This window comes from Streptomyces sp. JNUCC 64, from assembly GCF_054484115.1.
Map to the genome: position 1 here is coordinate 2,694,630 of NZ_CM137015.1, position 13,112 is coordinate 2,707,741.

Annotated in this window: 14 protein-coding genes and 1 pseudogene; 7 read left to right on the forward strand and 8 right to left on the reverse strand. The window is 72.6% G+C overall.

Annotated elements, in window-relative coordinates:
* Window positions 1-169: 169 nt before the first annotated feature.
* Window positions 170-490 carry a DUF4326 domain-containing protein gene (locus ACVWNX_RS10740; RefSeq protein WP_454413675.1) on the forward strand — a complete coding sequence of 107 codons (321 nt, stop codon included), beginning with the start codon at window positions 170-172 and terminating at the stop codon, window positions 488-490.
* A gap of 197 nt (window positions 491-687) precedes the next feature.
* On the opposite strand, the gene ACVWNX_RS10745 is transcribed toward ACVWNX_RS10740, so the two are convergent.
* The 4 genes from ACVWNX_RS10745 to ACVWNX_RS10760 all read right to left on the reverse strand — a co-directional run bounded on the left by ACVWNX_RS10745 (window position 688) and on the right by ACVWNX_RS10760 (window position 3,660).
* Window positions 688-1,083, reverse strand: coding sequence for a VOC family protein (locus ACVWNX_RS10745; RefSeq protein ID WP_454413676.1), 396 nt, complete (start codon window positions 1,081-1,083; stop codon window positions 688-690).
* A 78-nt stretch (window positions 1,084-1,161) separates the two neighbouring features.
* Window positions 1,162-2,433, reverse strand: coding sequence for a penicillin-binding transpeptidase domain-containing protein (locus tag ACVWNX_RS10750; protein ID WP_454413677.1), 1,272 nt, complete (start codon window positions 2,431-2,433; stop codon window positions 1,162-1,164).
* Window positions 2,434-2,647: 214 nt separating this feature from the next.
* Window positions 2,648-3,115 carry a hypothetical protein gene (locus ACVWNX_RS10755; protein WP_454413678.1) on the reverse strand — a complete coding sequence of 156 codons (468 nt, stop codon included), beginning with the start codon at window positions 3,113-3,115 and terminating at the stop codon, window positions 2,648-2,650.
* Window positions 3,112-3,660 (reverse strand): ArsR family transcriptional regulator, encoded by a 549-nt coding sequence (locus ACVWNX_RS10760; protein ID WP_454413679.1) that lies wholly within the window; start codon window positions 3,658-3,660, stop codon window positions 3,112-3,114. The genes ACVWNX_RS10755 and ACVWNX_RS10760 overlap by 4 nt, the downstream gene beginning before the upstream one ends.
* A 438-nt stretch (window positions 3,661-4,098) precedes the next feature.
* On the opposite strand from ACVWNX_RS10760, the gene ACVWNX_RS10765 reads away from it, so the two are divergent.
* Together ACVWNX_RS10765 and ACVWNX_RS10770 are read left to right on the forward strand one after the other, a co-directional pair.
* Complete coding sequence (locus ACVWNX_RS10765; RefSeq protein WP_454413680.1) at window positions 4,099-4,368, forward strand: type II toxin-antitoxin system Phd/YefM family antitoxin; 270 nt, start codon at window positions 4,099-4,101, stop codon at window positions 4,366-4,368.
* Entirely contained in the window at window positions 4,361-4,624 is a 264-nt protein-coding gene (locus ACVWNX_RS10770) for a type II toxin-antitoxin system RelE family toxin (protein WP_454413681.1), read from the forward strand. Before ACVWNX_RS10765 ends, ACVWNX_RS10770 begins: the two co-directional genes overlap by 8 nt.
* A 135-nt stretch (window positions 4,625-4,759) precedes the next feature.
* On the opposite strand, the gene ychF is transcribed toward ACVWNX_RS10770, so the two are convergent.
* From ychF to ACVWNX_RS10790, 4 genes and pseudogenes are all read right to left on the reverse strand, one after another.
* Window positions 4,760-5,848, reverse strand: a complete 1,089-nt coding sequence (ychF, locus tag ACVWNX_RS10775; RefSeq protein ID WP_454413682.1) for a redox-regulated ATPase YchF — start codon at window positions 5,846-5,848, stop codon at window positions 4,760-4,762.
* A gap of 132 nt (window positions 5,849-5,980) precedes the next feature.
* On the reverse strand, window positions 5,981-6,802 hold the full coding sequence (locus ACVWNX_RS10780; protein ID WP_454413683.1) for a DUF6542 domain-containing protein: 822 nt from the start codon (window positions 6,800-6,802) through the stop codon (window positions 5,981-5,983).
* Between the two features lie 666 nt (window positions 6,803-7,468).
* Window positions 7,469-8,209: pseudogene (ppgK, locus tag ACVWNX_RS10785) on the reverse strand (polyphosphate--glucose phosphotransferase); the annotation flags it as partial.
* Between the two features lie 96 nt (window positions 8,210-8,305).
* Complete coding sequence (locus tag ACVWNX_RS10790) at window positions 8,306-9,322, reverse strand: 4-hydroxy-3-methylbut-2-enyl diphosphate reductase (RefSeq protein WP_454413684.1); 1,017 nt, start codon at window positions 9,320-9,322, stop codon at window positions 8,306-8,308.
* Between the two features lie 154 nt (window positions 9,323-9,476).
* On the opposite strand from ACVWNX_RS10790, the gene ACVWNX_RS10795 reads away from it, so the two are divergent.
* The 4 genes from ACVWNX_RS10795 to ACVWNX_RS10810 all read left to right on the forward strand — a co-directional run bounded on the left by ACVWNX_RS10795 (window position 9,477) and on the right by ACVWNX_RS10810 (window position 13,080).
* A complete protein-coding gene (locus tag ACVWNX_RS10795; RefSeq protein ID WP_454413685.1) occupies window positions 9,477-10,946 on the forward strand; it encodes an APC family permease in 1,470 nt (489 codons plus the stop codon).
* Complete coding sequence (locus ACVWNX_RS10800) at window positions 10,943-11,518, forward strand: SMI1/KNR4 family protein (protein WP_454413686.1); 576 nt, start codon at window positions 10,943-10,945, stop codon at window positions 11,516-11,518. Before ACVWNX_RS10795 ends, ACVWNX_RS10800 begins: the two co-directional genes overlap by 4 nt.
* 108 nt (window positions 11,519-11,626) lie before the next feature.
* Window positions 11,627-12,859, forward strand: a complete 1,233-nt coding sequence (gene xseA / locus ACVWNX_RS10805; RefSeq protein ID WP_454413687.1) for an exodeoxyribonuclease VII large subunit — start codon at window positions 11,627-11,629, stop codon at window positions 12,857-12,859.
* Window positions 12,856-13,080, forward strand: a complete 225-nt coding sequence (locus tag ACVWNX_RS10810; RefSeq protein WP_454413688.1) for an exodeoxyribonuclease VII small subunit — start codon at window positions 12,856-12,858, stop codon at window positions 13,078-13,080. Before xseA ends, ACVWNX_RS10810 begins: the two co-directional genes overlap by 4 nt.
* Window positions 13,081-13,112: the final 32 nt, after the last annotated feature.

Genomic DNA, 13,112 nt, shown 5'->3' on the forward strand with positions numbered 1-13,112 from the left:
CCCGGGTCCGGGTGTGGGGCCCGGGCATGGGGGCCCGCACGAAGCCGGGGACACGAACGGAGCCGGGGCATGGCGCCGACGACGGCCGCACGGCGGCTCCGCTCCGGAACACGGGCCGACACCGACCGGTGAACGGGCGGCGGACCGGCCCGGACGGCACGATGGGGGCATGACGCGCACCACGGTCGTGAACCTGAAGGGCCACCGCGACGACCCCGCGTACGACGACGTGGTCTACGTCGGCCGGGCCATGCACCGCGGCGGCTGGCACCTGGCCGCCTCCCCGCTGGCCAGCCCCTACCACCCGGGCCGGGACGGCACCCGCGAGGAGGTCCTCGACCGGTACCGCGCGCATCTGCTCTCCCGCCCCGACCTGCTGGCCCTCCTGCCGGAGCTGCGCGGCCACCGGCTGGGCTGCTGGTGCGTCCCGCTGCCCTGTCACGCCCAGGTCGTCGCGGAACTGGCGGACGCGGGCGCCCCGGGCGACTGACCGGAAACGGTCACCGACCCCGGACCGGCACGGAACCACCCGCGAGGACCGGGGACCGAGGACCTGAGGCGCCGTGCGGCCCCGGACGGACGGCCCCGAGGGCGGCCGGAAACGGCCGGGGCCGCGACCGGCTCGGGTCGCGGCCCCGGCGAAGGGTGTGGACATGGACGTGCGGAGGGACGGTGGCGCGAAGCCGCTCAGTCGGCCGTCGGCCAGCCCCCGTAAGGCACGGTGATCAGCTCCATGTAATGACCCGCCGGATCGATGAAGTACACGCCCCGGCCACCGTCGTTGTGGTTGATGACGCCCGGCCGCTGCTTCCTCGGGTCGGCGTAGTGCTCGATTCCGTCGGCCGTGATCCGCGCGTAGGCGGCGTCGAACACCTCGTCGGAGACGAGGAAGGCGTAGTGCTGCGGTGTGATGTCCTCCGCCGGGACGGTGGCGAAGTCCAGGGTGACGCCGCTGTCGAGGGAGACCGCGATGAACGGCCCCCACTCGGTGGTGATCTCCAGGCCGAGCAGTCCGGTGAGGAACTCGGCGGACTCCCGGTTGTCCCGGGCGTGGACGATCGTGTGATCGAGCTGTACTGACAAGGAATGCCTCCAAGGGCACGTCCCCGCACCTCCATGCCTCACCCAGCCGGTGACCGACACGCGATGCCGCCACGGATCCTAGTCGGTGGCCCCGGCGATCCGTCCAGCGATTTCCCGGGCCCGTACGGTGCGGTCGGCGGGGTCGTCGAGGAGGACGGCGACGGCGACCCGGCGGCCGGACGGGGTGTCGGCCAGCGTCAGGGCCCAGTTGGCGGAGTCCAGGGACCAGTCGTCGGAGGCGTCGGAGACCCGGGCCGTGGCCCCGTCCCCCAGCACGGACCGCAACTGCTCGGCGGTGCGCCGGGAGACGGCCCGCCGCGCGTCCGGGGACTTGTCGGGGTCGGCGACCAGCCGGGGCCGGACGAGCTTCCCGCCCCCCGCGAGCACGGCCGTCACCCGCGCCAGGTGCAGGGGACTGACCTCGACGTCACCGAGCCCGTTGGCGGCGAGGGCGGCCCCCTCGGCCCCGGCGGCCCGGTCCGGCCAGGTGCTCGTGGCCACCGCGACCGGGGTGTACAACCGTTCCTCACCGAATCCGAACGCCTGCGCCGTCGAGGCCAGCGTCCCGGCGCCCAGATCGGTCGCGAGCCGGGCGAAGACATTGGCGCACGCGTGCCGCAGGGCGGCCCTCAGCGTGGTGTCGGCACATCGCGCCCGGTCCCCCGTGAACCGGTCCGCACCGCCCGGGGCGGTGTACACGGCCGGGCCCCGGACGGGGGCGTCCACCGAGGGGAGCAGCCCTTCCTCCAACGCGGCGGCGGCGACGATCACCTGAGCGGCGGCACCCGGCCGCGCCGTCATCCGCAGGGCCCGGTTGAGCACGGGGTTGTCGGGGTCGTCGTGCAGCCGCTCCCGCACCCGCCGTTCGGCGGAGCTGTTTCCGGCGAAGGAACCGGGGTCGAAAGATGGCGCGTTGACCAGCGCCACGATGTCCCCCGTCTCGGCGTCGAGGGCCACCGCGGCCCCGCGCAGCCCCTTCAACCCGGCGAAGGCGGCGCGCTGCGCGGCGGGTTGGACGGTCGTCGCCACGTCCTTCCCCGCGTCGATCCGTTTCCGGAGGGCGCCTTCCAGCCCGGCGGCCCCGAAGGCGAGCGACCGGTACCCGGTCACGGAGGCGTACAACTCACCGTCCGTGTACGTCCGCCGGAACGGCAGCTTCGCGAACCCGGACGGCTTCGAACCGGTCACGGCCCGCCCGTCCACCAGGATGTCCCCGAGCCCACCGTCCGCCCGTTCCCGTTCCCGTTCCCGGGGACGCTCCTCCTCGGCGGAACACCCCGTGGCCCCAACGGCGAACAGGGCGACCAGCGCGGTCAGTACGGCGGTGGAACGACGCGACGGAAGAGGCATCCGGCCATCTTAGGGAGCACGCACGTTCGACCTGCCCTCCACCTACGGGCACTCACGGTTCCCGCGGACCCACCGGACCTCAGAACAGCCGTTCACACCCCAGGCTTACGACCAGCGGCAGGATCAGCACCATGAGCGATGGCAACCCTTGAGGCCGACTACGAGCGCACCCACCCAGCCCGCGTGAAATGGGTCCTCTCACGCGATCAGGGCTTCAGTAGCGCGGCATGTTCGGGATCGCCTTCTCTGCGAGCTCGATGAGCGCCTCCACCTTCGCCAAGTCAGCCGTGACCTCCTCCGGTGTCACGACCGGGGCCTCCGATGACCGGTACTCGACCTCGTTTCGCCGGGCTCGCATGCGGTTGAAGGGACGCAGCAGGGAACCGAGCGGTGGGTCGAGCTGCGCCCGCACGGCCTCGTAGATGACGGTATGGCCGCCACGACTGGTCGCACGCAGTCCCTGGTTCTGCAATACCGCGGCCAGCGCTCTGCGCGCGGCGTCGTAGGCCAGCGTGTACGCGCCCTCCGGGTCTGTGGCCGCCAACTGCCGCGCGGAGCCGACATGGGTACGCGCCCGGACCAGTTCCGCTTCAGCTGCCTCCTGAGAAGCGGGGACCCGTTCAAGTCCGCCACCGTCGATGAGCGCGTCAACCGTCGACCGCCCCTGATTCCAGCGCGTCATCGCGCCTCCAAGTCAGGATTCAGCTGTACCAGAGGACGTTCGCGAACGCTGGTGAGGAACGGATCGTCGGTACGGGCATCCCACGCCTCGACGGAGACCCGATGAACGTTGACCTCGCGACGCAAGCGCCGCGAAGCCTCCTCGGCCAGGTCGAAGAGCGCGTCGGCATCAGGGGAACCCACGACGAGGACATCCACATCGGCAGGTGGCAGCCCCGGCTCACCGTTGTACCGAGCGGCCCACGAGCCATAGATATAGGCGCGCTCCACACCTGCGAGTCCGGCGAGCGCGTCGGTGAGCACGGGCACGGGGCCGAAGGAGACGGCCATGAGCTCGCTCAGCGGACGGTACAGCGGAGTATCCGTGCGGGCCTTGACGAGTCGGCTGCGCCCCACTCGCCGATCGGCCAGGATGCCACCGCCGGCCAACCGGTCGACCTCCCGCAGGACAGCAGTGGGCGTCACGCCGACCTCGGCTGCGAGCTCAGTGATGCTGTACTCGCGGTCCGGGTGCAGGAGCACCAGCGCGAGGAGCTCGCCCTGCATGCGAGACCGGAGGATGGGGAGCAGACTTGGCGATACTTTCACTAGACGCAGGATATCAAGCGCCCAATGAAAGTAACAATCTGCGCCACCTCTCTCACTGAAACGCTCATCGGCGCTTACCACGAGACGCCCCAGGTCAGCACCAAGTCAGCGCGGGAACACAGAAGGGGTCGGACTCGCCAGAGCCCAACCCCTTCCTACCTGCGCGCTTGACGAACTATCCAACATGCAGTAGCGAGACGATTACACATCGAAACGGAGCGTGTAGCACAGGGCTGCGACCTGCGGAAACATTGGTTTCGGCGTCTATATCCAGCCCCGATCCAGCACTGTGCGAGTTCACCCAGCACATCCAGCACGGGGAGCTGAAACGAAGGATGCCACCCGCCATTCCCCCACCCGTTGTGTACACATGGCACACTCGGTACGCTTGAGCGCATGACGCAACCGCTGCCCATAGAGTCCATCCGCGACGTGCGCGCGCATTTGGCGGAGGTCGTGGAGCGTGCGGACCGTGACGACGTACCCACGGTCATCACGCGCCGCGGCAAGGAAGTCGCCGCCGTCGTCTCCATCGAGGTACTGCGCAAGTACCAGAAGTGGGAAGAGCGCGAGATCAATCGGATCATCGACGAGCGCATGGCCAACTCCGCACCCGGCATCCCGATCGAGGACATCATGAGGGAGACGCTGGCGCGCGGTGAGTGAGTACCGAACCGTCTTCCGCCCCGAGGCGCAGGCCGAGCTTCGTAAGATCCCCCATGACATGGCGCTGCGCATCCTGGCCAAGCTGACCGAGTTGGAAAGCGATCCTCTCGGCTTCAACACCACCGCACTCGTGTCCCAGCCGGACCGCCGCCGACTGCGCGTCGGCGACTACCGCGTCGTCTACACGATCGACAACGGGGAACTGGTGGTCTGGGTCGTTCACGTGGGACACCGATCCACCATTTACGACACCTGATCGCCTCTGACCGCACGTCAGAATATCCAGCACCCATCCAGCACGGTGACGACGAAAGGGGTCGGGCTCGACTGAGCCCGACCCCTTTCGACCTGCATGTTTTTCCAGATCAGCGACGTGGCGGTATGTCGCCCACTACACGTTGAAGCGGAACTCCACCACGTCCCCGTCCTGCATCACGTACTCCTTGCCCTCCATGCGGGCCTTGCCCTTGGCGCGGGCCTCGGCGACCGAGCCGGTCTCGACCAGGTCCTCGAAGGAGATGACCTCGGCCTTGATGAAACCCTTCTGGAAGTCCGTGTGGATGACCCCGGCCGCCTCGGGGGCCGTCGCGCCCTTCTTGATGGTCCAGGCGCGCGCCTCCTTCGGGCCCGCCGTCAGATAGGTCTGGAGGCCGAGGGTGTCGAAGCCGACCCGGGCGAGGGTGGCCAGACCGGGCTCCTCCTGGCCGACCGACTGGAGCAGCTCGATGGCCTCCTCGTCGTCCAGCTCGGCGAGGTCCGCCTCCAGCTTGGCGTTGAGGAAGATCGCCTCGGCGGGGGCCACCAGAGCGCGCTGCTCGTCCTTGAAGGTCTCGTCCGTCAGCTCGTCCTCGTCCACGTTGAAGACGTAGAGGAACGGCTTGGTGGTGAGCAGGTGGAGGTCGTGCAGCGGCTCGGCCGACTCGGTGCCCTGGCGGATGCCCGCCGCGAACAGGGTCTGGCCCGCCTCCAGGATCTCCTTCGCGGCCTCGACGGCCTTGACCTTCGGCTGGATGTCCTTCTTGATCCGCGACTCCTTCTGGAGCCGGGGCAGGACCTTCTCGATGGTCTGGAGGTCGGCCAGGATCAGTTCGGTGTTGATCGTCTCGATGTCGTCCTTGGGCGAGACCTTGCCGTCCACGTGGACCACGTTCTCGTCCTTGAACGCCCGGATGACCTGGCAGATCGCGTCGGACTCGCGGATGTTCGCCAGGAACTTGTTGCCGAGGCCCTCGCCCTCGCTGGCGCCCCGGACGATGCCCGCGATGTCCACGAAGTCGACGGTCGCGGGGAGCTGGCGCTGCGAGGAGAAGACCTCCGCCAGCTTGCCGAGCCGGGGATCGGGGACGCCGACCACACCGACGTTGGGCTCGATCGTGGCGAACGGGTAGTTGGCCGCCAGCACGTCGTTCTTGGTCAGGGCGTTGAACAGGGTCGACTTGCCGACATTGGGCAGACCGACGATTCCGATCGTGAGCGACACGTTGCGACTTCCCGTACGAGAGGCGTGGGTGGAGGGCCTGGTCTCCCGGTCCCCGGCGGGGTCCCGGTGCGCGGGCCGATCCCACAGTCTACGGGGTGCCGTCGCCGCCCCCGGGTGACACCGGGCGGCGGCTCAGACCGTACGCCGCCGGGGCCCGGGCGCCCGTCCGGCGGCGGACGGGCCGGGCCCGGCGGTGGACGGGTGGGGTCGGGCACCGGACGGACCGGGCCGGGCACCGGGGCCGGGGCGGGCGGGCCGGGCGGGGCCGTCGGGGCGGGCGGGGTCCGGCTGGGGGGCGGCGGGCCCCGGGGAGCGCCTGGCCCTGGGGGGTGTCGCGGCCGGGGCGGGGCGCCGGGACGGGCGCCCGGGGCGGGGTCCTCGGGCCGGGGCGGCGGCGCGGCGGGCGCGGACGGCCGCCGCCCTGCGGGCCATCAGCCGGACCTTGCGGACGGCCACCACCAGCGCCGCGACGAGGGTCCCCCCGTACAGCCAGTCCGCGTGCAGCGCGAGGACGGTGAAGACGCCCATCGCCCGGGCCCCGAACCCGGTGCCGTCGGCGAGCGGGACGGCCCCGGCGGTGAAGGCGATCGGGGCGCAGACCGGTGCGGTGATCAGGTCGGCGCGTCGCACCCACATCGCCGTGAGCGCTCCGACCAGCAGGAACAGCACCCCGTACACCGTCAGGGAGCCGTCGAACAGGAACTGGGTCGCTCCGCCCAGCAGGGCCATCGTCCCGAGGCAGAACAGCCCGCCGCCCAGTCCGGTGAGCCGGGGGTTGGGCAGTGCGCGGAGCCTGCGGACCAGGGGGGACGGCGGGCGTCCGGGGCGGCGCGCGGGCCCGGCGGCGTCCCGGCCGCGCTCCGCCGAGCCGCGCCCGCGCGGACCCGCCTGCGGCGGTAGCGGCGCGGGGCGGCGCGTGCGGTTCTGCGGGGGGCGCGTCCTGGGTTGTTCCACTGGTCCAACTTAGGTCGGGTTATGTGCTGAAAGGCCAGCGGGACACGCGCTTTGACCGACCTTGAGGCTGTGTTCGAGGTGGGGACGGCGGGTGGTGGGGGTGAGGGGGCGATGAAGGGGGGTGGTGGTGAGGGGGCGGGGGCTTCCAGTCGTTCGCTCCCGCGCGCTCGGAACGCCTTCCCCTCGCGCCCCTGAGGACGCTTCCCGCGCCCTCAGGACGCTTCCCTCCCGTGCTCGGCGGAGCGCGTCTCCCGGCCCGCTGGAATACCTCGTCGTCCAGGCCCGTCGACCTCGCCGCCGGGCCGGGACGGCTGCCGTCCCGAACCGGGGGCGGCGGCCGTGCGCCACCGCCGAGCTGGAGGGACCACGACCGTGCACCGCCGCCGGGCCGGGGGGGGCGGCGGCCGTGCGCCACCGCCGACCGGGGGGGGCGGCTGCCGTGCGCCACCGCCGGCCCCGGACGGCTCAGGAGCCGGTGTTCACCGGGCCTCCGGCGCGCACCGGGGCGCCCGCCGGGTCCACGCGCCCGTTCGCGGACGCCGCCGGGCCGGTTCCGGGGGCGGCCCCGGAGTCCGTCCCGGACCGTGTCCCGGTCGCCGCCGGGCCCGTCGTGGAGCCCGCAGCCCGGGAGGGGTCCGGCCCCGTCCCGGGCACCGCGCCGTCCTCCGCCTCGGCGGCCCACATCGCCGCGCCCACGATCCCCGCGTTGTTCTCCAGCCGGGCCGGGACGATCTCGGCGCGGACCTCCTCGATCAGCGGCAGGAACTTGTGGGCCTTGCGGCTCACCCCGCCGCCGATGATGAACAGGTCCGGCGAGAACAGCTTCTCCACGTGCTTGAGGTAGCGCTGGACCCGGCGGGCCCAGTGCTCCCAGCTGAGGTCGTGGTCCTCCTTGGCCTTGGTGGAGGCGTCCTTCTCGGCCTCGTGGCCGCGCAGCTCCAGATGGCCCAGCTCCGAGTTGGGGACGAGGAGCCCGTCCCGGAACAGGGCGCTGCCGATGCCGGTGCCGAAGGTCAGCAGGATGACCGTGCCGAGACGGTCGCGGCCCGCGCCGAAGCGCATCTCGGCCACTCCGGCGGCGTCCGCGTCGTTCACCACGGTGACCGGGAGGCCGCCGAGCCGCTCGGAGAGCAGGGTGCGCGCGTCGACGCCGATCCACTTCTTGTCGACGTTGGCCGCGGTGCGGACCGTGGCCCCGTCGGCGACGACCCCGGGGTACGTGATGCCGACCGGGCCCCGCCAGCCGAACTGCCCGACCACCTCGCGCACCCCGTCGGCCACCGCGTCGGGGGTGGCGGGCTGGGGGGTCAGGACCTTGTGCCGCTCGGTCGCGAGGTCGCCACGGACGAGGTCCACGGGCGCGCCCTTGATGCCCGAGCCGCCGATGTCCACACCGAAGATCTCCATGACGCCTACGTTACGGCCCGCCGCCCGGGGCCACTCCCCGAACGGCGACTCGTGGTGTGAAGGTTTCCGGCCAGTGGACCGGTGACGCGGGTCCGGTCAGACCGTGGGGCGCTGGGCGTCCAGCCGCTCCGCGACCAGGGCGGCGGCCTCCGCGCGCAGATCGCGACGGAGCTCCTTGGGCAGCGAGAAGGTGATGGACTCGTCGGCCGTCTTGACCAGTTCCACGTCCGCGTAGCCACGGACGGAGAGCCACTCCAGGACCTCTTCGACCAGTACCTCGGGCACCGAGGCCCCGGAGGTCAGACCGACCGTGGTCACGCCCTCCAGCCAGGACTCCTCGATCTCGCTGGCGAAGTCGACCAGGTAGGAGGCGCGGGCGCCCGCCTGGAGGGCCACCTCGACGAGCCGCTTGGAGTTGGAGGAGTTGCGGGAGCCGACGACGATGACGAGGTCCGACTCGGCGCCCATCTGCTTGACCGCGATCTGACGGTTCTGCGTGGCGTAGCAGATGTCGTCGCTCGGCGGCGAGATGAGCTGCGGGAACTTCTCCTTCAGGGCGTCGACGGTCTCCATCGTCTCGTCCACCGACAGCGTGGTCTGGGAGAGCCAGACCACCCGGGACGGGTCGCGGACCTCGACCTTGGCGACGTCCTCGGGGCCGTCGACCAGGGTGATGTGGTCGGGGGCCTCGCCGGAGGTGCCGATGACCTCCTCGTGGCCCTCGTGCCCGATGAGGAGGATGTCGTAGTCCTCGTTGGCGAACCGGACGGCCTCCTTGTGGACCTTGGTCACCAGGGGGCAGGTGGCGTCGATGGTCGCGAGCCTGCCCCGGGCGGCCTCCTCGTGGACCACGGGGGCCACGCCGTGCGCCGAGAACATCACGATCGCCCCGGGGGGGACCTCTTCCGTCCGTTCGACGAAGATGGCGCCCTTCCGCTCCAGGGTCTGCACGACGTACTTGTTGTGGACGATCTCGTGCCGCACGTAGATCGGGGCCCCGTACTGCTCCAGGGCCTTCTCGACGGCGATCACGGCCCGGTCCACTCCGGCGCAGTATCCACGGGGGGCGGCGAGCAGGACGCGGCGGGCTGGCGAAGCGGTCATACGGACCATCGTAAGGCCCTGTCCGACAGGTCGTTGATCGCCGGTTCGGGGAGACTGGACGCGCCGGAGCACGAGCCCCGCGCGCGGGGCTCCGGCACCCGGGCACGCGCCGACCCGTTCCGGACGACGGGCAGTCCCCGGCGGCATTCCCTGGAGGCAGCGCATGACCGCGAACGACCCGGCGGACGCCCCCGGCCCGGAAGGTCACGCCGGCACCGGACTCCCCGACGGCGCAGACGGCGCAGACGGCACCGGGATCCGGCCGCCCGACGGCGAGGGGGCCGGGGGGCTGCGCCGCACCCTCGGCTTCCGCGACCTGGTGGTGTACGGCCTGCTGTTCATCGCCCCGATGGCCCCGGTCGGCGTCTTCGGGGCGCTGGACGCCACCTCGCACGGGGCGGTCGCGCTGGTCTACGTGGTGGCCACCGTCGCGATGGGGTTCACGGCGTACAGCTACGCGCAGATGGTGCGGGTGGTGCCCCGGGCGGGCTCGGTGTTCGCCTACGCGCGGGCGGGCCTCGGCGAGGCCCCCGGGTTCGTGGCCGGGTGGATGGCGATGCTCGACTACCTGCTGATCCCGGCGGTGGCGTACCTGTTCTCCGGCATCGCGATGCACGCGCTGGTCCCCGGGGTGTCGCAGTGGGTGTGGACGGCGCTCGCCGTGGTGGTGACCACGCTGCTGAACCTGTGGGGCGTCCGGGCCGCCGCCCGGGTGGGGTTCGTGGTGCTGGCCATGGAGATCGTGGTGCTGCTGGCGTTCGTGGCGGCGGCGCTGGTGGTGCTGGTCCAGGACGGGGCGCGGCGGGACCTGTGGTCGCCGTTCACGGGGGACACCGGGTTCGCGTTCTCCGCGGTGCTGGGCGCGGTGTCGGTGGCGGTGCTGTCGTACCTGGGGTTCGACGCCATCGCCTCGTTCGCGGAGGAGGTCACCGGGGGTTCGGCGAAGGTGGCGCGGGCGGTGCTGGTGTGTCTGGTGCTCGCGGGCGCGCTGTTCGTGGCGCAGACGTATCTGGCGGCGCTGCTCCAGCCGGTGTCGTCGGCGCGGCTGGCGGCGGAGCCCGCCCGGCAGGGCGCCGCGTTCTACGACGCGGTGGACGCGTCGGTGGGGACCTGGCTGCACGACCTGGTGGCGGCGAGCAAGGCGATCGGGGCGGCGTTCGCGGCGCTGGCGGGGCAGGCCGCGGCCGGGCGGCTGCTCTTCGCGATGGCCCGCGACCGGCGGCTGCCGCGCGCGCTGGCCCGCACCGGGGACGGCACGCCCCGGGTCGCGCTGCTGGTGGCCGCGGTGATCACCCTGGTCGCGGCGGTGTGGGCGGCCCGGCGGGCGGACGGCCTGGACCATCTGGTGTCGGTGGTGGACGTGGGCGCGCTGACCGCGTTCACCCTGCTGCACGCGAGCGTGGTCGGCTGGTTCGTGGTCCGGCGGCGGGGCGGGCCGGTGGTGTGGTGGCGACATCTGCTGCTGCCGGGGCTTGGCGCGGCGGTGACGGTCGCGGTGATCGTCGAGGCGTCGGTGACCGCCCAGGTGGTGGGCGCCGCGTGGCTGGCGGTGGGGCTGGTGGTGCTGCTGGTCCAGCGGGGACGGCGACCGGGCGGGGAGGCCGGGACGGCGGCCGCTACCCTGCGCGGATGACCGACCGCGACGGTGACGACCGCCTCCTTCCGCCCGCCCTGGCCGAACTGGCCCGGACCTGGCCCTTTGGACACCACCTCGACGGCGACGGAGACGAGGGCGGAGACGGGGACGACGGCGCGCCCGTCGACTTCGAGCCCTACGAGGCGTTCTGGTCCGCCGACGGGACCACCGACTGGCTCCGCGAGTGGACCGGGAACCACGAGCTGGACGGCGGGGCGTACCGGGTCTTCGCGCAGGACGGCGGCGGTGGACAGGCCGCGCTGTGGCTGGCGCGCCCCGGTGCGCCGCTGACCGGCCAGCCGGTGGTGTTCGTGGACTCCGAGGGCGCGTGCGGGGTGGTCGCGCGGAACCTGTCGGACTTCCTGTGGCTGCTGGCCGACGGCTCCGGCCCGCTGGAGGTCCTCGCCTACGAGGACCACGGCGGGCGCCCGCGCCCGGGCCTGGCCCGGCTCGCCGGACGGTACGCGGACCCCGGCTCCGGACCGCGCCCCGCCCGGGAGGTGACCGCGGCGGCCAGGGCGGAGTTCCCGGCCTTCGCGGACGACTTCCTCGCGCTCTGCCGGTACTGAGCCCCGTCCGGACGTTCCGCCGGTACTGAGCCGTCCGGACGTTCCGCCGGCACTGGGCCCCGTCCGGACGCCCGCCCCGTTGTCGGTGGCTGCCGTTACGCTCGGCGCATGGCTGTCACCACGTCCGCGGAGAACCCGCTGCCCGTCGGGGATGTGTCGCGTCTGATCGGGGGCTGGATCGACCGGTTGGGCGCCGTCTGGGTCGAGGGGCAGATCACCCAGATCTCGCGCCGTCCGGGTGCCGGGGTGGTGTTCCTGACCCTGCGGGACCCGTCACGGGACGTGTCCGTGGGCGTCACCTGCTTCCGTCAGGTCTTCGACGCGGTCGCGGACGTCGTCTCGGAGGGCGCGCGGGTCGTGCTGCTCGCCAAGCCGGAGTGGTACGCGCCGCGCGGACAGCTCTCGCTGCGGGCGACGGACATCCGGCCGGTGGGGATGGGCGAGCTGCTGGTGCGGTTGGAGCGGCTGCGCAAGTCCCTGACGGCGGAGGGCCTGTTCGCCGCCGACCGCAAACGGCCGCTGCCGTTCCTCCCCCGGCTGATCGGGCTGGTCTGCGGACGGGCCTCGGCCGCCGAGCGGGACGTGCTGGAGAACGCCCGGCACCGCTGGCCCGCCGTCCGCTTCGAGGTGCGCAACGTCCCGGTGCAGGGCGTGCACGCGGTGCCGCGCGTGGTGGAGGCGGTCCGGGAGCTGGACGCGCTGGACGAGGTGGACGTGATCGTCGTCGCCCGGGGCGGCGGCAGCGTGGAGGACCTGCTGCCGTTCTCCGACGAGGAGCTGGTGCGGGCGGTCGCCGCCTGCCGCACCCCGGTGGTGTCCGCGATCGGGCACGAGCCGGACCAGCCGCTGCTGGACCTGGTGGCCGATCTCCGGGCCTCCACCCCGACGGACGCGGCGAAGAAGGTCGTCCCCGACGTGGGCGAGGAGCTGGAACGGATCGGGGCCCTGCGGGACCGGGCCCGACGGGCCGTGGGGGCGTTCGTGGAGCGGGAGGAACGGGGGCTCGCCCATGCGCTGCGACGGCCGGTGATGGAGGACCCGCACAGGATGGTCGAGGAGCGGGAGGCACAGGTCACGGCCCTGCTGGACCGGTCGCGACGCACCTTCGGGCATCTGCTGGACCGGGGGCTGTCCGAGGTGACGCACACCCACGCGCGGGTGGTGGCCCTCTCCCCCGCCGCCACCCTCCAGCGGGGGTACGCGGTGCTCCAGCTGCCGGACGGACACGTGGTGCGGACGCCCGACGAGGCCCCGGCGGGGTCGGAGCTGCGGGCCCGCGTCGCCGGGGGCGGGTTCACGGTACGGGTCACGGAAGAACCGACGCATAAGGTGGGGTCATGAGCGGGACGGACGGAGCCGGGCCGGGGTACGAGCAGGCCCGTGACGAGTTGATCGACGTGGTGCGACGGCTGGAGACCGGCGGCATCCCGCTGGAGGAGTCCCTGGCGCTGTGGGAGCGGGGCGAGGAACTGGCCCGGGTGTGCCGCCACTGGCTGGAGGGCGCGCGGGCCCGGCTGGACGCGGCGCTGGCCGAGGAGGAGCCGTCGGGCGGCGGTTCCTGAGGCGTACCGACCGTCGGGTTCCGGTCACCTTC

What these genes read in the sequence shown, in the direction of transcription:
- ACVWNX_RS10740 (WP_454413675.1), top strand. Translation starts at nt 170, where the DNA reads ATGACGCGCACCACGGTCGTGAACCTGAAGGGCCACCGCGACGACCCC.
- ACVWNX_RS10750 (WP_454413677.1), bottom strand. Translation starts at nt 2,433, where the DNA reads ATGCCTCTTCCGTCGCGTCGTTCCACCGCCGTACTGACCGCGCTGGTC.
- ACVWNX_RS10755 (WP_454413678.1), bottom strand. Translation starts at nt 3,115, where the DNA reads ATGACGCGCTGGAATCAGGGGCGGTCGACGGTTGACGCGCTCATCGAC.
- ACVWNX_RS10760 (WP_454413679.1), bottom strand. Translation starts at nt 3,660, where the DNA reads ATGCAGGGCGAGCTCCTCGCGCTGGTGCTCCTGCACCCGGACCGCGAG.
- ACVWNX_RS10765 (WP_454413680.1), top strand. Translation starts at nt 4,099, where the DNA reads ATGACGCAACCGCTGCCCATAGAGTCCATCCGCGACGTGCGCGCGCAT.
- ACVWNX_RS10790 (WP_454413684.1), bottom strand. Translation starts at nt 9,322, where the DNA reads ATGGTCCGTATGACCGCTTCGCCAGCCCGCCGCGTCCTGCTCGCCGCC.
- ACVWNX_RS10795 (WP_454413685.1), top strand. Translation starts at nt 9,477, where the DNA reads ATGACCGCGAACGACCCGGCGGACGCCCCCGGCCCGGAAGGTCACGCC.
- ACVWNX_RS10800 (WP_454413686.1), top strand. Translation starts at nt 10,943, where the DNA reads ATGACCGACCGCGACGGTGACGACCGCCTCCTTCCGCCCGCCCTGGCC.
- xseA (WP_454413687.1), top strand. Translation starts at nt 11,627, where the DNA reads ATGGCTGTCACCACGTCCGCGGAGAACCCGCTGCCCGTCGGGGATGTG.
- ACVWNX_RS10810 (WP_454413688.1), top strand. Translation starts at nt 12,856, where the DNA reads ATGAGCGGGACGGACGGAGCCGGGCCGGGGTACGAGCAGGCCCGTGAC.